At 58.9% G+C, this 21,841-nt stretch carries 18 protein-coding genes; 4 read left to right on the top strand and 14 right to left on the bottom strand.

The annotated features are described in order from the left end of the window. Nucleotides 1–41: 41 nt before the first annotated feature. The 5 genes from CGL56_RS18375 to CGL56_RS16695 form a co-directional block, all read right to left on the bottom strand. Nucleotides 42–1,145, bottom strand: a complete 1,104-nt coding sequence (locus tag CGL56_RS18375) for a nuclear transport factor 2 family protein (RefSeq protein WP_209280408.1) — start codon at nt 1,143–1,145, stop codon at nt 42–44. A 208-nt stretch (nt 1,146–1,353) separates the two neighbouring features. Then, complete coding sequence (locus CGL56_RS16710; protein WP_167641705.1) at nt 1,354–4,131, bottom strand: ATP-binding protein; 2,778 nt, start codon at nt 4,129–4,131, stop codon at nt 1,354–1,356. 89 nt (nt 4,132–4,220) lie between these two features. Next, nucleotides 4,221–4,868 carry a DNA alkylation repair protein gene (locus CGL56_RS16705; RefSeq protein ID WP_099107731.1) on the bottom strand — a complete coding sequence of 216 codons (648 nt, stop codon included), beginning with the start codon at nt 4,866–4,868 and terminating at the stop codon, nt 4,221–4,223. A gap of 23 nt (nt 4,869–4,891) precedes the next feature. After that, nucleotides 4,892–5,413, bottom strand: a complete 522-nt coding sequence (locus tag CGL56_RS16700; RefSeq protein ID WP_099107730.1) for a GNAT family N-acetyltransferase — start codon at nt 5,411–5,413, stop codon at nt 4,892–4,894. A gap of 970 nt (nt 5,414–6,383) precedes the next feature. Then, nucleotides 6,384–7,256 (bottom strand): amidohydrolase family protein, encoded by an 873-nt coding sequence (locus CGL56_RS16695; protein WP_167641704.1) that lies wholly within the window; start codon nt 7,254–7,256, stop codon nt 6,384–6,386. Nucleotides 7,257–7,493: 237 nt separating this feature from the next. Here CGL56_RS16695 and CGL56_RS16690 point away from each other — a divergent pair, with 237 nt between their 5' ends. Both CGL56_RS16690 and CGL56_RS16685 read left to right on the top strand, forming a co-directional pair. Then, nucleotides 7,494–8,741 carry an NAD(P)/FAD-dependent oxidoreductase gene (locus tag CGL56_RS16690; RefSeq protein ID WP_099107728.1) on the top strand — a complete coding sequence of 416 codons (1,248 nt, stop codon included), beginning with the start codon at nt 7,494–7,496 and terminating at the stop codon, nt 8,739–8,741. A gap of 154 nt (nt 8,742–8,895) precedes the next feature. Next, the gene (locus CGL56_RS16685; protein WP_099107727.1) at nt 8,896–9,192 is read left to right on the top strand and encodes a rhodanese-like domain-containing protein; all 297 of its coding nucleotides are present in this window, start codon (nt 8,896–8,898) and stop codon (nt 9,190–9,192) included. A gap of 59 nt (nt 9,193–9,251) precedes the next feature. Here the strand turns inward: CGL56_RS16685 and CGL56_RS16680 are convergent, their stop codons facing one another. From CGL56_RS16680 to CGL56_RS16670, 3 genes are all read right to left on the bottom strand, one after another. Continuing rightward, a complete protein-coding gene (locus tag CGL56_RS16680; protein WP_099107726.1) occupies nt 9,252–10,133 on the bottom strand; it encodes an NmrA/HSCARG family protein in 882 nt (293 codons plus the stop codon). Nucleotides 10,134–10,344: 211 nt separating this feature from the next. Further along, the gene (locus CGL56_RS18370; protein ID WP_209280407.1) at nt 10,345–11,076 is read right to left on the bottom strand and encodes an SRPBCC family protein; all 732 of its coding nucleotides are present in this window, start codon (nt 11,074–11,076) and stop codon (nt 10,345–10,347) included. 75 nt (nt 11,077–11,151) lie between these two features. Next, nucleotides 11,152–11,709, bottom strand: a complete 558-nt coding sequence (locus tag CGL56_RS16670; RefSeq protein WP_099107724.1) for a hypothetical protein — start codon at nt 11,707–11,709, stop codon at nt 11,152–11,154. A 723-nt stretch (nt 11,710–12,432) separates the two neighbouring features. Between CGL56_RS16670 and CGL56_RS16665 the strand changes: the two genes are divergently transcribed. Beyond that, nucleotides 12,433–13,230, top strand: coding sequence for a hypothetical protein (locus CGL56_RS16665; RefSeq protein WP_099107723.1), 798 nt, complete (start codon nt 12,433–12,435; stop codon nt 13,228–13,230). 436 nt (nt 13,231–13,666) lie between these two features. Here CGL56_RS16665 and CGL56_RS16660 read toward each other — a convergent pair whose 3' ends face one another. Continuing rightward, on the bottom strand, nt 13,667–14,797 hold the full coding sequence (locus CGL56_RS16660) for a hypothetical protein (RefSeq protein ID WP_099107722.1): 1,131 nt from the start codon (nt 14,795–14,797) through the stop codon (nt 13,667–13,669). Nucleotides 14,798–15,189: 392 nt separating this feature from the next. On the opposite strand from CGL56_RS16660, the gene CGL56_RS16655 reads away from it, so the two are divergent. Further along, the gene (locus CGL56_RS16655; RefSeq protein WP_099107721.1) at nt 15,190–16,770 is read left to right on the top strand and encodes a calcineurin-like phosphoesterase C-terminal domain-containing protein; all 1,581 of its coding nucleotides are present in this window, start codon (nt 15,190–15,192) and stop codon (nt 16,768–16,770) included. A 409-nt stretch (nt 16,771–17,179) separates the two neighbouring features. On the opposite strand, the gene CGL56_RS18130 is transcribed toward CGL56_RS16655, so the two are convergent. From CGL56_RS18130 to CGL56_RS16635, 5 genes are all read right to left on the bottom strand, one after another. Then, nucleotides 17,180–17,335 (bottom strand): DUF4256 domain-containing protein, encoded by a 156-nt coding sequence (locus tag CGL56_RS18130; protein ID WP_143470767.1) that lies wholly within the window; start codon nt 17,333–17,335, stop codon nt 17,180–17,182. Nucleotides 17,336–17,394: 59 nt separating this feature from the next. Further along, a complete protein-coding gene (locus CGL56_RS16650) occupies nt 17,395–18,519 on the bottom strand; it encodes a DUF3500 domain-containing protein (RefSeq protein ID WP_099107720.1) in 1,125 nt (374 codons plus the stop codon). A gap of 125 nt (nt 18,520–18,644) precedes the next feature. Then, nucleotides 18,645–19,415 carry a hypothetical protein gene (locus CGL56_RS16645; RefSeq protein WP_209280406.1) on the bottom strand — a complete coding sequence of 257 codons (771 nt, stop codon included), beginning with the start codon at nt 19,413–19,415 and terminating at the stop codon, nt 18,645–18,647. Nucleotides 19,416–19,652: 237 nt separating this feature from the next. Next, nucleotides 19,653–20,933, bottom strand: a complete 1,281-nt coding sequence (locus CGL56_RS16640; protein ID WP_099107719.1) for a hypothetical protein — start codon at nt 20,931–20,933, stop codon at nt 19,653–19,655. 6 nt (nt 20,934–20,939) lie between these two features. Next, nucleotides 20,940–21,593, bottom strand: a complete 654-nt coding sequence (locus tag CGL56_RS16635; protein ID WP_099107718.1) for a YceI family protein — start codon at nt 21,591–21,593, stop codon at nt 20,940–20,942. Nucleotides 21,594–21,841 lie beyond the last annotated feature (248 nt).

Below are 21,841 nucleotides of genomic sequence, written 5' to 3'. Positions count from 1 at the left end.
GGTAGATGTTCCAACAATGAAGGTAGCGCCCGGCCGGCCGCCTACTTCTTGGCCGCCTCCGCCAGCTGGCGGGTGTCGACGTACTGCTGGAAGGCCGTCACCTTGCCATCGCGAAGCGTCCACAGGTGGGCGGCCTGGGCGTCGATCAGTTTGCCGCTTCCCTTGCGGCGGGCGTCGTAGCGCAGGGTGGCCAGTACGCGGTTGTGGGCCATGGGGTGAAGCTCGATGTCCTTCACCCGGAAGTAATCGTGCTCGGCGCCGAGGCGGGCGAACACCCCGTTGAGGACGGCATCGGGGCCTACGTAGGGGTTGCCGTCGGCTAGGGCGTTGCCTTCGGCTTCCTGCCAGACCACCTGGGCGTCCAGGGCGGACAGCACGGTGGGGATATCGCCGGCCGCGAAGGCGTCGTAGACGGACTGTACTAAGGCTACGTTGCCGGTTTCCAGTTTATCCAGGGCGGCCAGGGCCCGTTCCGGGGCGGCCTCCATGCCCCGGGCCGCTGCCTGCATATACAGTCGCGCGGATTGCAGGTAGTCGCCCCGGTTGGCGTAGTACTCTCCCATACTGTCGAAGGCGTTCGACTCTTCGGGGGCCAGCTTGATGTAACGGTCGAAGTGCTCCTTTGCCTTGTCCATGCGGCCTTCCCCCATGTGGAGGTAGCCGAGGGTATTGTGGACCGGTCCGAAACCGGGGTCCAGGTCCAGGAGGCGGTGGGCGTAGTCGAGGGCCGCCACGGGGTCCTTGTCGGTGTAGAGGGCGTGGAGGTAGGCCCATTCGTAGGCTTCGGGCGTGTTGGGGTAGGCCTTTACCAATGCCTTCATCGCCGCGGTCGGGCGGGCGGTGGAATCCCGCTGCATTTCCTGCAGGTAGCCCCGCATAATCCGTTCGGATTCGGTGAAGCCGGAGGGGTCGATCGCCAGGGCGCGCTGCAGCAGCTTCGGCTTTTTCTCGTCCGGGGCCAGTACCTGGATGGCGTAGGCGTAGGCCATGAAGAAGTCGGGATCGGCCTCCAGGGCGCGGTCGATCTCCCGCTGGGCGGCGGTAAAGTGGACGTTCGACCCCAGTTCACTGGCGGCGTAGTAGGCGGTACGGGCCTCGTCGGAAAGGGTGGAGACCGGCAGGTAAAACTCCTGGGAACGGAGCATACCGCCGGTCAACACCAATAGTAAAAAAAGGAGTGGGTATGTCTGGTAGCGCATGGGAATGTTCTTGTGTCTTCCCCAAGGTGGGTCTTCCCGGGCCGCAACCTCCCGCACGCATCCTGCAAAGGCAGGGAGTTATCCGACGTAGGGCGGGAAAAGGCTGGTACTTATCCTGCAAAGGGGGTGAGGATAAGTACCAATGCGCTGTAAATCAGGCACTCAGGTAGTGGCTGGGACTGTGCTGGTACTCCTGCTGGAAGGTGCGCGAAAAGTAGCTGGGGTCGGAAAAACCCACGGCGTAGGCCACCTCGGACACGGTATACTGCCCTTCCCGCAGCAGCAGCATGCCCCGCGACAGCCGGTAGCTGCGGATGAAGCGGGAGGGCGTCTTGCCGGTCAGGGCCTTGATCTTGCGGTACAGCTGCATCTTGCTGAGGTGGGCCGCCGCCGCCAGCTCCGACACCCCGAATCCGGCATCGTCGAGGTGGTCGTGAATGAGGGTGTGCAGCTTCTCGAGAAAAGCTTCCTCCCGGGAGACCTCTTCACCGGCCGCGGCGTCGCCCGTACCCGCGGCGGTGTAGTGGTGCTGCAACTGTTTGCGTACCTCGATGAGCTTCTCCAGCCGCAGGTGGAGTTCGTCCTTGTCGAAGGGCTTGGTCAGGAAGGCATCGGCGCCGTAGCGCAGACCGTCGAGGCGGGCCGCCTGGGTGGTTTTCGCCGTCAGCAGGATGATGGGGATGTGGCTGGTCCGCTCGTCGGCCTTCAGGGTCTGGCACACCTCGTAGCCGTCCTTGCCCGGCATGAGCACGTCGGAGAGGATGACGTCGGGCACTAGCTCCAGGGCCCGCTCGATGCCGGTGTCGCCGTCGGTGGCGAAGTGACAGTTGTAGCGGTCGACCAGGATGGTCTGCAGGTAGGCGATGATGTCCGGGTTGTCCTCGATGACCAGCAGCTCGGGCCTCCCTTCCACGTAAGAGCCACCGGGGGTGGAGGGGGCGGCCGTGCGGTAGTCGTCACGGATCGGGAGGCGGACTTCGAAGGTGGTACCCGCGCCGGGTTCGCTGCGCACTTCGATGGTGCCCCCGAGTATGTCCACCAGCTCCCGCGTCAGGGCCAGGCCCACGCCGGTACCGCCCTCGGCCGCTCCGTTGACCTGGAAGAAGCGGTCGAACACCCGGGCGCGGTCCTCGGAGCTGATTCCGATGCCACTGTCCTGCACGATCAGCTTCAGCCATTCGCCTTCCTCCGTACGGGCGCGGCTGGTGTGAACCACCACCTTGCCGTAGGCGGGGGTGAATTTCAGGGCGTTGGAGATGAGGTTGTTCACGATCTGCATGACCTTGGTTTCGTCGTAGTCCATGAGCAGCTCGTTTTCCTCGGAGTAGAAGAGGAAACGCAGGCTCCTGCGCTCCGCCGCCGAATAGAAGCTCTCCGTGAGGTAGCGCAGGTAGGCCACGATGTCGTCGTGGATGTAGTGGACGCCCACCGAACCGCTCTCCAGCCGCGAGAGGTCGAGCAGCTGGTTGACGAGCCCCAGCAATTGCCGGCCGTTGCGCCCGATCAACTCCCGCTCCCGTTCGTGGCCATTTATCTGCTCGCTCATGCCCAGGATGACGGTAAGCGGGGTGCGGAACTCGTGGGTGATGTTGGTGTAGAAGCGGCTCTTGAACTCCGCCAGCTCCCGCTGCCGGTCGGCCTCCAGCTGTTGCTTTTCCTGGAGCAGCCGGCTTTCCCGCAGGGCCAGATCGGACTGCTTGCGCGCCATGATCAGCTTCCGCTGCCGGTAGGCCAGGCCGAGGGAGAAGATGAGGACCTCCACCGCCACCCCCATTTCCAGGTAGAAGAGGGTGAAGGGAGGCAGCAATACCCGGCTCAGGAGGCTAAGCAGGGCCCCGATGCAGAGGGCGGCGATACCGGCGAACACGAAGGCCCCCTTCTTGTCGCGCGCCCGGTACAGGGGGTACAGCAGCACGCCGCAGGAGCCGATGACCAGGACGATGTAGCCCACCGTGACGAAGTCCTCCACCAGGTAGCTGAAGTTGGAGGCCAGGGAAACCCCCACGTACACCGCCATGAGGGGGAAGCCCAGCAGGATGAGCCAGTGGAAGTAGCGGTCCCACCGCGGCAGCAGCTGCCTGAGGTCGGTGAAGCTGCGGATGAACGAGAGGTAGCACATCAGCCCCACGAAGATGGACAGCTTGAAGAAGCCGTAGTACTGCGGCCGGGTAGCGAAGAGGGTGCGCCCGAACCAGTCCGACAGGTCGTCGGTAAAGTAGCAGGCGTACACGATCATCATGAGCAGGTAGCCGGAGTAGTAGATGAAGCTGCGGTCGCGGCCGAAGAAGTACAGGATCAGGTTGTACACCAGCATCATGCCCAGGAAACCGATGAAGACGGCATTGGCCACCCGCCGCTGCATGAGCTTGTCGTAGAAAACCTCCGTAGTCTGGAGGTAGAGGTGGAAGGAAGGCCGCAGGGTGGGCCGTTCGCTCAGGCCACGGAAGTACACCGTAACGGGCTGGTCGGGCGGCAGGGCCAGCTTCACCAGGTTGCCCTTGGTGGTGGGCACGAAGGGCCTGTCGGCCACGGGGGTGAAAGTTCCGTTGGGCTCGGCCCGCCAGCGGCCGTCGGCGCCGGGCACGTAGACCTCCAGGGTGGTCCAGGTACCCGGGAAGAACACCACCCACTCGGTATGCCGCCCGGCGTCGGGGAGGCGGTTCACCAGGGTGAAGCGGCCCCAGTACCACCGTCCGGCCTCCACCGGGCGGTCGTAGGCGCGGTAGGACGTGAAGGCGCGGTCGGTAACTTCGGAAAGGGGGAGAGCGGAGTCGGGCAGCAGCTCCACGTAGTCCACCAGGCGGTAGTTCGTGAGCGGGTCGTCGAGCACCAGCAGGGAATTGCCCGTTTCCCCCTCCGCCGCACGCAGCGGGAGGGAGAGGAAGAAGAACAGCCACCACAGTATCCCGTACGTGAAAGGTGAGTAGCCCATCATCCCCTAATATAGTCGCTTCCGTGTTTGTACGCCTATTTTTTGACCTTGGGGGGCGGGCGGCGCGCGGGTGCCGGGGAAGCGGGGGGCTAGGCCTTCTGCCGTTTGTTGACCTCCGTTTCGATGAAGGCGGGCAGGTAGTTGGGGGTGCAGCCGCGGACCGCCTTCTCTTCGCGGTACAGCCCCGTGGCCTCTCCGATGTCGATGCACCGCTGGCGGTAGGCGGTGTCATGGATGCCGATCCAGGCCGCGGTGAAGTTCATGGCCCACTGCACTGCGGGGTCTTCGGTGGCCAGTTCCGCTTCGATGGCGTCCATCAGGGCGGCCGTATTATCGGGCGGGGCCTGGCCGGTCCACCGCAGTCGGGCCTGGTGGTACCAAAAGGTGCGCCGCTGCCGGGGGGAGGGACTGTGCTGCCACGACTGCATCAGGGCCACGGTGCGGCGGTCCTTGGTCAGCTGGTTGGCCATCAGCCACTCCATGATGCGGTTGCTCTCTTCGGGGGGGTGGCGGTCCAGGTCGGCGTCCAGGGCGTCGATCAATTCCTGGGTGAGCTGCTGCTTGTCCAGGATGAGGGTAGCGAGCATCCGCGGGTGGTATTCCCCGGTCGACCACAGTTCGAGGGCCAGATCGTGGTCCCGCTTGATGGTCCGGGCGATCTTCTTCAGTTCTCCCAGTTTGATGGCGGGGTCGGCGATGCGGGTATACAGTTCCCGGGCCCGGGGTGATAATGGCATGGCAGTGTTTTTTGGTGGTGGCTTTACGGCTGCTCCCCGACCGGAGCGTCCAGCCGGTAGGCCCGTTGGAGGGCGTTCTCCTTGAAGATATGCATCCCGTTGTTCTCCAGCACCTTTTCGCTGGCGGCGTTGCCGGGCTTGCAGGTGGCGTACACGGTGGCGTATCCGGCCCGGGCGAAGCCGAATTCCAGCACGGCGGCCACCGCTTCCGTGGCGTAACCCCGCCCGCGGTAGGGCGCCCCGATCCAGTAGCCGAGTTCGGCTACGCGGTTGGCCCGGTCGCGCTCGTGCAGACTTACCTCCCCCACGAACTCCCGCTCCTCGCCGAGGAGGATGGCAAAGCAGTAGCGGCTTCCCTCCCGGAACCCCTGGGCCACGTAGCCCAGCCGCAGGGAGGCGTTGATCTCGGTGTACGGGTGGGGGATGTTCACCACGTGGTCGGATACGCTGCGGTCGTTGGCGAGCCGGGTAAGGGCGGGCAGATGATCCACGGTCAGCTGGGTGAGCAGGAGGCGGTCGGTGATCAGGCGGGGGAAGGCGGGCATCGGGGTAGGGGAGTTTCGGGGAAGATAGCCGTGGTGGATGTTTTTTGGCGGTTGGCTGAATGCTTTCCCCGCTTCGCGGGTGGTGCCTTTTTTACCGCAGATGTACGCGGATTTGGTTTCGCAGATTCACGCGGATTGTTGCGCACGCTGCGCATAGGCGGGCGCTTCCACTCGCCGAGTGGAAGACATTAATTGGGAAGGAGGATATACGCCTGAAGCAATCTGCGACCAATCTGTGTAATCTGCGGTTACCTGAATGCTTGCCTACGCGACGCATAGGCGGGCGCTTCCACTCGCCGAGTGGAAGGCACCAATAGAGAAGTAGGACAGAAAGCCTGCGAAAATCTGCGACTAATCTGCGTAATCTGCGGTAGCCTGAACACCTGCCCACGCGGCGCGTGGGCGGTCCGGTGCTTCCCCGCGAGTATCGTCTTCTCACCGCAGATGTACGCTGATTTGGTTTCGCTAATTCACGCAGATTATGCCCACGCTGCACGTAGGCGGGCGCTTCCATTCGCCGAGTGGAAGGCATCAATAGAGAAGTAGGACAGAAAGCCTGCGAAAATCTGCGACTAATCTGCGGTAGCCTGAACACCTGCCCACGCGGCGCGTGGGCGGTCCGGTGCTTCCCCGCGAGTATCGTCTTCTCACCGCAGATGTACGCTGATTTGGTTTCGCGGATTCACGCGGATTGTTGCCCAAGCGGTGCGTGGGCGGGCGCTTCCACTCACCGAGTGGAAGTCAGTGATTGCAATGAGGATACTACCGAAATCAATCTGCGACTAATCCGTGTAATCTGCGGTAACCTGAATGCTTGCCCACGCGGCGCATAGGCGGGCGCTTCCACTCGCCGAGTGGAAGACAGTGATTAGGAAGGAGGATACTACCGAAATCAATCTGCGACCAATCTGCGTAATCTGCGGTAGCCTGAACACCTGCCCACGCAGCGCGTAGGTGGCCCACCCGGCACCTACTCCAGCTTAAGGAACCGCTTCGCATTATCGTAAAGGATCATCCGTTTTTCCTCCTCCGTGAGGAAGTCGAGGGAATTCAGGAACTCCACGGACTTCGTGATACCTCCCGGCCACACCATCTGGTCGGAACCGAACATCACCCGGTCGAGGACGCCGTGCTGCTTGGCCAGCTTCAGCAGGCGGACGGCGTAGTCCTGCACCGGCGGTGCGGCCCAGAGCAGTACGCCCAGGTCGACATAGAGGTGGAGGTACATGGTCATCATCCGTACGGCGTGTTCGAAAAAGACCTCCCCGCCGTGCATCAGGGAGAGCTGGAGCCTGGGGTACCGCACGAGCACGTCCTCGATGAGGAAGGGGTCGCCCAGGGAGATCCGGAACTCCGGACAGCACCGGTAGGGCGTCATGGGCGGGCCACCGCCGGTATGGTAGGCCACGGGGATGCCGTACTCCTCGCAAAGGGCGAGGTAGGGTTGATAGATGGAATCGTTCAGGGTAGCACCCCGGTACACCCCGCTGACCTCCCCGAATACCTTGATCCTGCCCTCCTTGATAAGCTGCTCAAATTCGGAGACGGGAATTAGTGACCCGTCATCCATATACCCCGGAATGAAGCGGGGATCCGCCGCGACGTATTGGGCGGTAGCCTCGGGGGAGCCGCTCACCACCGCATACTCAATGTCGTGCTGGTCCATCAGTGCGATCGTCTGCCGCATATGCTCCCCGGCGGTCGGGGGCGACTCCGCGCCGGACGGGTGCGGTCGCCCGCCCCAGTAGTCCTGGTCGGTATAACCGTGGAGGTGTACGTCAATGATCTGTGCCGGCAGCCAACAGGCTTGCAGCATCAGGAAAAAGCAAAGGGTGAATCGCATGGCGGGGTTACTTGCGCTACCGGTCAAACGACGGATGCGGATATGGCAAATGGGGTGCTCACTTATGCCATTTAATTTAGGCGTTCTGCGGTATCCAGGCAAACGCGGGCGACTGGGTCCCGGCATTCCAGCGGGTAATGTGGGGTGCGAGTGGTGATGCATTCGGTCGTCCGCAGTGATGGATATCAGCAACCGGCCGGCGCCCCCCGGATAATTTTGGAGAAACCTCAACGCTCCATGCCCAACCATTATCAAATCCTCATCATCGGCGGCGGTACCGGTGGCATCATGACGGCCGCCCAGCTCATCAAGCAAAAGGAGCTAACCGACATTGCCATCATCGAACCCGCCGATACCCACTACTACCAGCCCGCCTGGACCCTCGTCGGGGCCGGCACCTACAACTACGCCAGGACGGCCCGCCCCATGGGCTCCGTCATCCCCGGCAAGACCGCCTGGATACAGGACCGCGCCACCGGCTTCGACCCGGAAAACAATACGGTACATACGGGCAGCAGCGGAGACATCACCTACGACTACCTCGTAGTGGCGCCCGGCCTGGCCTACGACTTCAGCCTGGTGCCCGGCCTGGGGGATGCCATCGACAAGGGCGTCGTCTGCAGCGTCTACACCGACCCCGAGCATACCTGGCGGGTCATCAAGAACTTTCAGGGCGGTACGGCGCTTTTCACCCAGCCCACCACCCCGATCAAGTGCGGCGGCGCCCCCCAGAAGATCATGTACCTCGCCGAGAGCCACTGGGCCAACGAAGGCATGCGCGACCGGGTGGAAGTGGTCTTCGCCACCTCCGGCACCATCATCTTCGGCATCAAGCAGATCGCCAAAACGCTCATGGAGGTGGTGGACCGTAAAGACATCAACCTCCGCTTTGGCTACCAGCTCACCAGGGTCGACGGGCCCAACCGCATCGCCTGGTACCGCTTCGCCGACCACATGAAGGAGTATAACCACAAGGACGTGCGTACCGAAACCGACGGCGACCTCACCGGTATCCATTACGACATGCTCCACACGGCCCCGCCCTCGGTGGCTCCCGCCTTCGTTCGGTCCTCCTCCCTGGCCAACGCCAAGGGCTGGGTCGACGTCGACAAACACACCCTGCAGCACACCCGCTACACGAACGTCTTCAGCCTCGGCGACGTGGCCGGTGTTCCCACCGCCAAAACCGGAGCCGCCATCCGCAAGCAGGTGCCCGTAATCGTGGACAACCTCCACCGCCTGATCCAGCACGAGCGGATGGGCAATATGTCCTACAACGGCTACTCCTCCTGCCCCCTCGTCACCGACTACGGGCAGATGGTACTGGCCGAATTCGACTACGACAACAACTTTACCCCCGATCCCAAGCTGAAGCAAATGCTCATCAAGGACAGCTCCAAGGAACACTTCCGCCTCTGGCTGCTCAAGAAGTATATGCTGCCCTACATGTACTGGAACCAGATGCTGAAGGGGCAGGAGGTGTAGCCCACCGATCCGGATTGAAAGATCGTGCTACTGTGACCTGCATCACCGACTGCGGCCGGCCCACCCCCGACCTTTGTAGGGTAGCGAAACAGCACCTCGCTCATCACATAGCGCACGATCCCAGCGGATCGATGCCTTTACCCAACATGATGTTATGCTAGACTTACTAACCAAACTCTTCGGCGGATCCAACGAAAAGATCTCCCCCGACACCCTGGCCCAGGGAACGATCGTCGACGTGCGCACCCGCCAGGAATTCCAGCAGGGCCACCGCGAAGACAGCATCAATATTCCCCTGCAGGAATTGGAGCAATCCATGCTGAAACTGCGGCAGTTGAAACAGCCCATCATCACCTGCTGCCGCTCCGGTAACCGCAGCGGTATCGCGGCCCGTCAACTGCAGGCCAACGGCATCGAGGCGATTAATGGCGGGCGCTGGGATGGGTTGTAATTGACGCGTGCTCGCCGCATCACTGGGGGCGGAATCGTCGGCCACCTATTCCTCAGACCTCAACCTACATTCTGCTTGACCCATTCACTCAGGGACTTGAATTTTCCCGTTGCCACCTCCCTGGCCGATTGGAGGCTATTCTCCGAATCCGGCCCCAGGTAGGTGTACGCCTCGAAGTAGGCCAGCATCTGCTCAATTTCCCCCGCCCCTTCAAAGAAGGTTGAGAATTGCTCTCCAGGTACCCGGTTGAAAGTATACTCCTTCCCGTTGGCCTGGTAAGCCTCTAGCACATCGTTGAAGCTATAGGCCCCGGCCGCCAGCGACAGATAGCTGCCTTTGCCCACCTTGTCGGGGTGGAGGAAGGCCCCCGCCACCACTTTGCCCAGGTCGTTCACGTCGCCCATGTGGATAACCTCCTTCGCCGGGTCGATGGGTAGCGTCCATCCCGTAGAACCGTCCGCTTGGGCTTGCGGACCGAGCATGCCAGACAGGTTCTGAAAATAGAAGGGTGCCTGCACGAAGCTGTAGTACGGGAAACCGGCCCGCCTGACGTACCCGTCCACCTTGGCCTTCCCGGTGAAGTGCGGCACCTCGAACTTCCCGGAGCTTATCTCTTCCACGTTCGGCAGGGTGGACCATACGAAGTGCTTTACCCCTGCCTCCCGGGCCGCCTGCACGGCCTGCTTGCCCTGGGCCAGTTCATCTGCGCCTTCCCAGAAATTGGTGACGACGAACGCCCCGTATGCATCCTGGAAGGCGTGGGTCAACGAATCCGGGTCCGTCAGGTCGCCGTGTACTACCGCATCGGCTTTGCCCCCGTAGTCATCCGGCTTACGGGTGATGGCCCGCACCGTAAAGGAGCCTTCCCGGACCAGGGCATGGACTACTCCCTTGCCCTGGGCGCCCGTGGCTCCGATCACCGCTATTGTCCTGCTTTCCATGGTTGTGCTGCGTTTTGGTTGTTACATGACCGGTAGGGTCCCCCTTGCGAGAGGAGTACCTGTAGGCCATTTATAAGATAAGGGTTTTCGCTATGGCAGCAAACAGACTACGTGGGGACTGTCCACGCTTTTCGGGCGGCACGCGCGGGTGCCATGGTTTTGCTGGACTGGCCGGTTCAGCGTACGGAGCCCAACGCGGTGTTCTGCGCATTCATATTTTATTCTCCGCTACCGCTTTTATATAAGCATTCCGATCTTTTAGTAGATTATACATATACCGGTTTAAATACAGCTTGTTGAATACTCTACCTATCCACCCGTATGGCGAAGCAAACTTGAAGTGATCGATCATTATGGTTGAGTGCTGACTCAACGATTTAAACTCATGGTGATGCTGCATATAGCTAAAGTCTCCATCAATCATCTCATCCGTAAAACTATACGGTGGATCCATTTGAGTGATTTCCACTTCTAGTTCTCGCCAAAAGCCTAAATGTTTAGCCCTCCACCGAACCCGTTGTCCTAGCTCGATCAATCCTTCTTTATTACCCGATACTACTTCCTCCTTTGTAGAGTCCATCGAGCTTCTGTGTAGATCAATACTTCTCGCTAGATCAAATACTCTATTGATCGAAGCTCCGACAGTTGTTGTTAACTTCAGTTCGGTCATGACTCCTCTTAAATTTGAAGCCTGGCTACGATATATCGTCATTGAACGAGAAAGTTTTGTCATCACTCGATCGATCAATTTTGTTTTGTAATTATTTTCTTCCGTTCCCATTGGATCAATCAATAGATCTTTCTTTATTGCCAATAATAGATCATTTGATACATGCTTATCATACTTGTCGGACAACGATGGTATTCCATCCATAGATATTGCAATTGACCCATTTAAATTTCCTTGTACTTTGCAAGTGTATGGTTTGGTACCATTCTTCATGCTTTTATCTAAGTGATGTCCTATGTAGTCCGGTTGATTATTTTGATGAAGCTCTTAATGGCAGATAGCCTTACCTCACTTTAAATCTGACCGCAAAAAGAACATGGTGAAAACAGTAATGCAAGTGGCCAACAATACTACTAGAGGAATCGCGAATTTATCTTGGAAATCTTTTCTAAATGCCAATTCTGATCTTTCCAGTAAAATTGATATGCCATCACTGTAGCTGGGCTCATCGTTTTCCGAAATAGAAAGAGAGCACAGGTTCGCCTGAAGGAACTCGGACAGGTCAGGCCAATCTTCATGTGCAGCTTTGTGTCTGAAGGCACCAATGATAAAGCTCGAATTTAAATCTGTAAGACCTCTACCGTTTGTACAACCTATTCCAAATTGATAAATCTCCAAAGTGTCGCCGACCATAGTGGCCCCCTTGAAGGACTTTTCAATGGCATAAGAATTTATTTCTACTGGAAACGTGTCGTTCGTTTCTTCAAAATGTATTTCAGTTCTATTAATTTCAATCAATTCTCCTTTAAACACCACCTCGTATCCATCCGTAGAGCCCTCTTCTGCTATTGGCGTAGGTAAACATATACATGCATACGCAATCTTTGACACCATGACAAATAGCATCAAGATCAAAGTTCTATAAAGATGCCTGCGTCTAATCTGTTGTTTCAAGGATGTGATGGTTCAATTTTAAAATTGGTGCAATGATAGCTTGATTAGCCGCATTCTCTCACTCAGCATTGTACGGTGTAAATGAATGTCATCCGACGGGGCCACCACCGCAGGCTGGCTTTTCCAGTAAGTATTCGGACCTCAGCCAGCCTCAAGGTCGTCTTCGAAAAGCCTTCATCGACACTCAAAACCTCACCGCCGGCTTGTACAAACGGTGGCTGCCCCCCTCTCTTCCTGGACGGTTTGGGGCGCTGGCGCACCCGCACCAAGGTCCTGCTGGACGAACTGGTCCACCACCTGGAACCCTATACGCCCCGCCGGAGCCGTGTTCGACTAAGAGGGATCATGCGGAGTCAGGTCCGACACGTTTACTGGCTGTCCCGATCCCTATCGGGAGACCCAACTATCGCTCGGCACTCTAATGGACTACCCGGTCACGGCACGGGCCGCCTCACGGCCGGACGGGGACGCTATACCCTAAAGTTACTTTCCAGCCTGGCTTGCCGCAATAGCGGTCGAAGAGTAGCCCTGATGGACGCTCCGGTATGGCGCTTAGTTGCTTAGCTTAATGGAGTTGGCGCGTTGTTAGCCGCATATCAATTAAGTTACTATTTTTGGTAGTCGCTTTATCTTCTTCTCTCGAGCACATACACACTTTTAAATTATTCTTTACTTATGGCCTTAATTATAGCCACCTCGCTGATAGCTTTCGTAAGTGTATATTTTGGAATATACTTAGAAAAAGGCAAAGGATATGGCTTTTGGATATTCTGTTTTGCGCTGGCCACCTTCATTTTGGCGTACTGGCAAGGAATAGATGCAAAAAATTCAGAAATTGAGGTAAAAGATCGAGATATAGCATTATTGGAGGAGGTTATAAAATCAAAAGACGAGATTATAAATCAATATAAAGGCAACGCCGAAAATCTAGTCATTTCTACTCAACCTTTTTATAGAGGTAGCGAAACTTGGTATAGATTTAAAATTGAAGTTGGCCCTAACGACAATCTTAATGATGTAGTGGTAAAATATTTCCCCCCGGAGCAAATAAAACAATCGATGCGCAATGGAATTATGACTGAAGAAACCTTCAATTTCTATAAATCAGAGAACATTGGAAATCTATCGCACAACGGATGGCAGTATTTTGGAGAACCTTTCACACTTGCTTTTGGAGAGTCAATCTACTATCGCTTTCACATTAATACTAGAAAAGACATGTACTGGTATACCTTAGTTTCTTATAAAGGTCCTGAGCCCTTTTTATTATCAGCCAGAAAGCTGTTCCGCCTTGAATATTATGGAACTGACACGATTACTGACAGGAAGATTCTCCAAAACATGGGTAAATCTGAGAGTGACACATTCTTCTATAAAAAATCAGATTTTTTCCCGGTTGATAGTTTTATTCCCACTGGTTTTCCCATCAATGTTAGTAACGAACAGTATTTTTGGGACCACAATCCAGAATAAATTGTTGTTTTCTCTACTTTAGTCTTTACATATATTGACATAAGGTGAAAATCAATGCTCATATATGTTGCTAAAAGTTTTAGATGTCGTTCTTTTGGCATTATTGCGGCGAACCTTACTACACCCTCATTGCACGTACGTACACAATGGCGGTGAAATCATCAACAGATGCGCGCCACCCGCCCCCCAATAATACATAATCTCCCGGTAGCTACAAGAAGTAAAGTTGACGGGTGTCCACGGGTTGACGGGTGTGCCCAAAACCTAATATTCCCATCTCCAAAACAGGGTAGGGGGCCACAACCCATTCCCGTACCGCCAATAAGCTGTACTACCTCGCCCGCAACCAGCTATTCAGCCAATCCCGAGCCCGTGGTCGGGGCAATCGTCGGACCGCAGGCCCGACAACCCGTAGGGGTACCCGGAAACCGTAGTCCTACCGCTCAACCGCAAACTTGGTCCACTCCGTATCGTTCGTCCGCTGGTCGGTATTGGGGTTGAAGAGGGCATTGTCGGTACCGAAGTAGGTGCCCTGGCTGGAGACCCAGTAGTAGTTGGCACCGGCGGGGACGCTGTAGTGTTCGCCGGTTTCGTGGTTGCCGATGAGGGCGGTTTCGGAGATGGCGTCGACGGTGCGGGCGTGGCCGGCGTCGTTGATGTTACTGCGGTTGAGGAAGCCCTGGTGGGAGATGTCAAGGATATCACTGTAGGTCTTGCCCACCTCGGTGGCCGTAGCGCCCCGGGCGGCGATGGCCTGCATCCGCTGGCGGTGGGCGGAGGCGGAGCGGGCGGATTCATCCGCGAACTGTCGGTCGTTTTCCCGCAGCTTGCTGGCGAGCTCCCCGTTCTTGTGGCGGATCCAGGCGGGGTTCAGCTGTCCGTTGGCGTAGGAGTAGAGGTAGGCGTTGCGGTGGCGGTCGTAGGCGTTGGCGGCGGACTCCATTTCGGTACTCATAAGGTTCCATACGAGGAGTTGCCCGTTGGTGGTCTGGGTGAGTACCAGCAGGATGAGCGACTTGCCGCTGGGGGTATCCCACTCCGTCACCCGGGCGTCCACGCTCCGCCGCGATCCGGTATTCGGCATGGCGTTATAGAGCCGCTGCCAGAAGCCGGCGACCTCCGGGGCCGGGGCCTCCCCGACGAAGGTATACCTCTGGTTGGCGGCGTTGGGCCGCACGTAGTTCTCCAGGATCTGCTGCAGGGTCTGCGGCTGCATCAGCTGGTAGGTGCCCTGCATGCGGATGGTCTGCTGCATCATCGGGTCGGACGACCAGGCGTACTGCTGGCTTTCCTGGCGATGGATGCGGAGTCCGTCCGGCCCCTCGACGAAAATGGGGGCCTCCGGGTGGTTCACCCGCCAGCTTTGGGGGATGGGGAAGCGGGCCTGTACCATTCCACTTTTCCGGTCGAGGACCTCATTGTACTTCGTGGGTTCTACCTGCCGCATCGAGGCGGCCAGGAGTTGTTCTACGTCGGCGTCGCCCGGGGGCGGAGACGGTTGCTGGGAATTGGCATCGGCACAGGCGAGCAGCGACGACAGCATCAGGAGGAGGGTGAGGTAGCGCATGACGGACGGGTGGTGATTCCTCCTTTAAGTTAGGGCCTGGGGAGGATTGTGTCAATGGCTCCCGAGCGCAGCTCGGGGATGGCGGTTCCGAAGCGCAGCCCGGGCCAATGAATCACGCGAGAGGGGGATCCGACGTGTCGCGAGCAGAGCTCACGAACCAAGCGGCCCAAGCGAAGCGAGGGAAAAATGCCCGCCAGTCTAACCCCTCTACCTCTTCTAACCCTGTTAACCTTATCTAATCCTTAACCCCACCTTTACCCAGCCATTGCATACCCCGGTTTCTTTTGCGACGGCACATCAACCGGGATGGTGATCCCGAGGAGTGAATGCTGCTGTCCCTGCCCGGGCATCGTACTTCCGGGAATCTTCACGGTTTACCTATTTTACCTACTATGAGAACCCTCCTTTTTTCCCTCTTTCTGGTATTGGCCGCTGGCCTGTCCGCACAGTCCATCGCCCGCGGCACTGTTTACGCCGACGCCAACGGCAACGGCAAAATGGACCGCCAGGAATCAGGCATCCCCGGCGTAAGCGTCACGAACGGCGAAGCGGTGGTGCAGACCGACGCCGCGGGGCGCTACACCCTCCCCGTGGGCTCCGACAACACCATCGCCGTCATCAAGCCCGCGGGCTACGCCGTGCCCGTGGACGGGAACAACCTGCCGCGCTACTACTACCACCACAAACCCGAAGGCTCTCCCGCTACGCAGTTTCCCGGGGTGGCGGCTACCGGGGCCCTGCCCGCGACGATCAACTTTCCCTTGGTTCCGGTGGAGGAGTCGGAGCGCTTCACCGCCCTGGTCTTCGGCGATCCCCAGCCCTATACCGAGGAGGAGGTGGACTACTTCGCCCGGGGCATCGTCTCCGAGGTGGCGGGCATCGAGAACGTACGCTTCGGCCTCAGCCTGGGCGACCTGGTGGGCGACGACCTCGACCTCTTCCGCCCCTACACCGCCGCCATCCGCCGGGTCGGTATCCCCTGGTATAACGTGATGGGCAACCACGACATGAACTTCGATGCCCCCACCGACGCCCTGGCCGACGAGACCTTCGAGGCCCACTTCGGTCCGGCCAACTACGCCTTCAACTACGGCAAGGTCCACTTCATCGTCCTGGACGACATCCTCTATCCCGACCCCCGGGATTCCAGCGGCTACTGGGGCGGCTTCCGGGAGGACCAGCTCAACTTCGTGGAGAACGACCTGAAGTTCGTCCCCGAAGACCACCTGATCGTGCTGGCCTTCCACATCCCCCTGAACGAGGGCGGCGGGGAAACCTACCGCGACGGTGACCGCGAGCGGCTGTTCGACATCCTGGAGCGCTTCCCCAATACGCTTTCGCTTTCCGCCCACACCCACATCCAGCGGCAGGACTACTTCGGCCCCGAAGCGGGTAACGAGCGGGGCACCCCCCACCACGAATACAACGTGGGCACCACCTCCGGCGACTGGTACTCCGGCAAGCCCGACGCGAACGGCGTGCCCGTATCCACCATGCGCGACGGCACCCCCAAGGGCTACGCCTTCCTCCACTTCGACGGCAACCGCTACTCCACCGAGTACCGGGCCGCCGGCCGCCCCGCCGATTACCAGATGGAGATCTTCCACCCCCGCGTGTTGGCGCAGGGCCAAGGCACCCGGGCGGGCATCTACGCCAACTTCTTCGTGGGCCGCCACGGCGACGAGGTCATCTACCGCGTCGACGACGGCGAATGGAAACCCATGTCCTACGTCGAGGAACAGGACCCCGCCTACGAGTCTTCCATCTACGAATGGGACACCGCCGACGAACTGCTGCCCGGCCGCCGCGGGTCGAACGCCATTCCCAGTACCCACCTGTGGCGCGCCAACATCCCCACCCGCTTGGATCCCGGTACCCACACCATCGAGATCCGCGCCACCGACCAGTTCGGCCGCACCTACACCGGCACCAGCAGCTACCGCCTGGAAACGCCTCCGATCAAGGGGCGCTGAATTGGGTGGTCATTTGACTCCGCCTTGCACCGGCCCGGGAAGTATTTACGATTTCTGATTTGCGATTAGCTGCGCTGCTGCCTTCGGCGGTTGGCTACCGCACGGCTCTGCTCGCTCCGCTCATCGTCGGGCCTGGAGGCCCTCACCCCTTTAACTCTGCCCGGGCTCTGACACACGAGCGCAGCGAGCTGCCCCGCAAATGGTACATGGTATTTTGTACGTGGTAAATGGTAAATCGACGGTCACCCGGCCCTGGAAGGGACGGCCCCGAATTAGCGGGGTCAATTCCCAGGAATGGGCCTCGCGGGGATAAGGAGTGATACCTTCCACAATAGCAGTAAAACCGAGTCTCCTTCATAGTGGACGTACGGAGATATGCGATTCTCGATTCTCGATACTTGATTCTCGATTAGCTGCGCTGCTGCCTTCGGCGGTTGGCTACCGCACGGCTCACCTCGGACCACTGCAGTCCTGCGTGGCGGCTGCCGTTCTCCCCGAAGCGTCGCTCAAGGGTACTGAGCAGCGCGGTCTTATTGTCGGAGGATAGCATTCGTTTGGTTTCCATACGTCGGGAAAATAGGGAGCCCGGATAGCTGGCAGTACACAGCAGCAGCGATTATTGCCCTAATGCGGATGCTCCGCTAAATGCTGCCCCAGCAGGTCCTTCCCGTAATCGTTCCCGTTGGGGGTACGCACGAGCGTGTGTACGTGCGCTCGTGTCGGCAGGTCACCCTCCAGGAAGATGGGCCGCTGGTGGTCGAACTCGATCAGGATCACCGGACTCTGAATGCGGTAGTAAAAGGGCCCGGTAGCCGCTACGTCACCCACCCAGGCGAACCAGGTGTCGGGCAGGTGCTGCTTCACTTCTGCCAGCTTTACCCGGGCGTGCCCCTCGGCCATATTGCCGACGTATTCCCCCAGCAGTTCGTTCAGAATAGCCCGTTGGGCGGAAGAGAAGGTGGAGACACGGACGCCCGTGATGGGCACCACGGCGTTGTCACGAAAGGCGTTGGCCTGGATGTAGCTTGCTTCCTTGCGGTCGTACAGGGTGGCAGCGGCACGTTGCTGTTGGTCCAGCGATTTGTACAGCTTTACCCCCAGCGCTTCCTCCTTTGCGAAGGTGCGGGTACCGGCACCTTCACCGTCTTGGATGTAGTTTGGCTCCGAACCCAAAAAGGTGGGCGTCATCACGACCTGATCGCCAACAACAAAGTAATTGATGACGAGGTGATGACCGTCGAACTGCCACCCCCAGGGCTCCGTCTCGGAGGGTTCGCCCATGAAGGAGAACCAGTACAGATCAGGTCCTAACAGCTCAAATTCTCCCGTCAGGCGGGCGAGGTAGCCCTCCATCTGGCGTATGTCCTCGGTCTTCCGGTAGCCCTGGTGACTCAGGCCGCTCCGCAGGATATCGAGGCCCAGCTCCTGCTGTGCCGGAGTGAGCTCATTCAGGCCAACGCCCTGCCGCTTGTAATTGCCGATATCGATATTGGTCCACCGGCGCCACTCTTCACCCTCCAATGGAAACCTGCTCGCCGCCCGCTGCTCGTCGGTGAGCGCGGACCGAAATTTCCTCACCGCTTCCACCAGCGGCGCGGTACTGACCCCCGTCGCCTGCAGGGTATACAGGTCCGGACGCACCTTACCGTTGATGGTAACGCCCACGAAAGCTTCGTCCAGGGCGGCCCGCTCCTGTTCGGAGTCCGCCCGCAACACCGTGAGCGGGGCCGAAGGGGTGGCGCGATTCATCTGCTCAGCGGATGCTGGCGATTGCCTGGGGGTGCAATGTGCCAGCAGGAGCGGAAACAGCAATAGCAAAAGTGATCGGTGAGCCCTCAAAATGTGCAGGTTCAGCAATATAAATGTAGTCGGCGCTACTGGCGATCGGCGGCGAGTATTTCACCACTGATGCCACTCAGGTCCGGGAGAAAACGCCACAGTTCGCTTTGGGCGCCTTGAGTTGCGGCTTCCCAGTCTTTCAGGAATTTCTCGAAACTGCCCTCGCCGTGGACTTCGTTGTACTTCATGGCGAAATCCGGGTCTTCGCCCAACCAGGCAGATTTTTCAAAGAACGAGATGTAGGCCAGGTCCATCCCATCCGTGGTATTCGGAAACTCGTTGGTGTAAATGCCGTAGGTATCGTCCGGAAATTTCTCCATCATCACCTTCTGGATGGGTTTCATCAATTCCAGCGCATCCTGGGATTTGAACCGCTTTACGTCATAGAAATCCACGAGCAAGTTTTTCATCATGAAGTCATTGGGAAAATGGCTCACGTCTGCATTAAGCTTCAGGTAGGTGCCCATTCCCCCATCCATCAGGTAGCGGTGTACGTTTTTATTCCAGTCGGCATCGTGCCCCCCTGCCTGGGCGGGCCGATCGTCGAGGGATTTCCAGGGGAAGGGGCCCATTACCCACGCGTAGCTCGAGGAACGGGGGCCATTAGCGATGAGGAAAGTGCGCGCGGCGTAGGTCCCTTCGCCGTGATACTTTTTGTTGTGTGCCGCCAGTCCCGCCTCAAATTCGGTGATATGGGCGGGGTTGGGGGTAAGCACCACGGTCTCGAAGACGAGGTAATCGCCGTCAGTCTGTGCCGTAGCCAGCAGCGGCAGGAGAAACAGGAGAAGAATAATGGCGTGTTTCATCATAGCGTGTTTGTGTCTCCGCCGTATGCGGATAACCGGTGAGAATCCCCTTCGCTGGAATTGCCAGCGCGAACGGGAAGCGTGTTAGAACTTGTTTAGGGGGGCTGATCCCTAAAGTAGGGAATTCTACGGACAATTTCACCCTATTCGTACACCACCTCACCTAGGCGAAGCGAAACCAGTTAATGCGGCGGGGCCGCAGGTGCAATGCAAAGCAGGGCAAAAGCCGACCCTGAATCAGAAACTGATGCCCGCCTCAAGGTTGACCCCACTGAACTCGGCCCCAGCGAAGCGGCCGGTCCAACCGTCGCCGGTATACCGCTGGCGGACGTACTCTAACTTGGTGACGACGTTATCGGTGAGGAACCAGCCCCCACCCAGGTTGAGGCGCTTGATTTCCAGGTCTTCCGGGGCGTTTTCCGTCTGTTTGCCCCGGACGGTGTTGTACCGCCCCCCCACGTAGAACTGCCGGTTGGTGCCGAAGCGGTAGAGTGCTTCCGCCGCCAGCTGGGTGAAGGCCCCCTCGCGCCCGCTTTCGGGATTGGGGCCTTCGTTGCTGCCCACCGCCCGCTCGTACACCAGGAAGAGCTCGATCCCCTGGTACCGGACGAAGGGAGTTACCTGTACGGCGGTCAGTTTGCGGAAGCGGGGGTTGAAGCGGCCATCGAAGTCACCGCCCTCGGTCTTCCCCAGGGAATCCGGCAGGGTCTGCAGCACCTTGTAGTAGCGGCTGCCCGCCCGGTCGCCGCCGTACAGCCAGGTGCCGGTGGTGGTGCCGTGGTTGACGTAGACGGAGGCCGTGAGTCGCAGGCGCAGGTCTTCGTTCACCTGGTTGTCCACCCCCAGTTTTCCGTAGAAGGAGGGCTGGTTATCGGTGTTGGCGTTGACGATGACGTTCTGGTTGAGCTTGCCGTTCGTGATGCCCACGACGGCCAGCAGTCCCCGGTGCTGGAGGGTCACCTCCCCGAAGGCTTCGGTGGAGAAGGCGTCCATCAGGTAGTTGCCCACGAAGGGGTTGAAGATTACGCGGGCGTTGTCGCTGCGCCGGAAGTGGGTGTCTCCGTAGTTGAATTCGTCCAGGCCGATCCGGACCGTGGCGATCCGCATCAACTCCTCCAGGAACCCGGGCCGTATGAAGTCCAGCCGGTCCAGTTGGAGGTAGCCGCCCCGGACCCAGGCCTCCTCATGGTGGCGGGAGGAAAGGTAGGTGGTCAGGTGCATCCGCATCCCGTCCAGCAGCTGTACGTCGAGGTTCAGGTTGGCGGTGGGCAGGTTGAAGTTGTCGCCTAGCTCCACCAGGTTGTTGGCGGCGTTTTCCTGGTTGATGGCCTGGAACTGCATGGCGAAGTCGCCCCCTACGCGCACCCTTACCCCATCGTAGGGTACGGTATCGGCCTTGGTGGTTTCGAAGACCGTTTGTCCGCGGTAATCATTGAAGCGGAAGTACTGCAGCTGCGGTTGTTGGGCGGCCGCGACCGTGGTGAAGGCGATGGAGAGGAGGAGGAACAGGGTTTTCATGGCGTGTCAGTTGTTCTTGAGTGAAGTAGCGGCGTCCCGGACCTTGGCGGCCCTCAGGTAGGCGACGTCGAAATCCAGGGTGATGATTTCTCCGGTTTTCATTACGCCCAGCATGAAGGAGGGGGGCGTTACCCCGTAGTCCTGCATGTTGAGCGTATAGCTTCCCTTGCAGCTGATGCTCTTGTCGGGCTTGATGTCTACGAGTACCTCCATGGCAATGTCGCGGGTGGTACCCGCGACGGTCAGTTGTCCCCGGGTACGGAGCAGGTAGCCCCCCGGCCGGTCTTCACAGGTAGCGGACGACAGGCGGTAGTGGATGCTGGGGTGCTGGTCGGCCCGCAGGGCTTCGTAGGCGTTGTTGTCGAGGCCCTTGTGGTTGCTCTTCAGGCTGCGCACCGGCAGGGCGAAGGTGAGGGACTTCAGGCCTTGCCAGTCACCATCACTTCCGGAGGCAAAGAGGAGTTCCGCCGTTCCGGCTACCGTGGTCGACTCCATCGTCCAGGGGTGGAGGGTCGAGGTGCCGGAAATGCGCATGGAGGATGCCCCGCCCGGCGCAACCTGGTAGGGGACCTGGGCGTACGCGCTGCCCGGGACGCCCAGCCCAAAAGCAAGACAAAGCAGGAAGGTGACGACGTGAATAATTGGGGCGGGGTGCTTCATTTCTACGGTTTGGTCACCAAAGCTATCCGCCCGGCCACGCCGCTGGCGTGAGATATGTCAGTTCATGGCATGATCCTGCGCATGCAGGTTGGGATTTACGATTTACGATTTCAGATTTACGATTAGCTACTGTCCGTGCCTAATATAGCTTGACGGATTAGTGTAAATGATTAGGCGGGAACAGGTCTAGCTGCCCGGTATTGTTTATTATCTGCGTATTCTGTTCGGTGTACACGTGTACACCCGGC

This window comes from Neolewinella marina (assembly GCF_002631205.1).
Classification (GTDB): domain Bacteria; phylum Bacteroidota; class Bacteroidia; order Chitinophagales; family Saprospiraceae; genus Neolewinella; species Neolewinella marina.
This window is presented reverse-complemented; position numbering and strand designations above follow the sequence as displayed.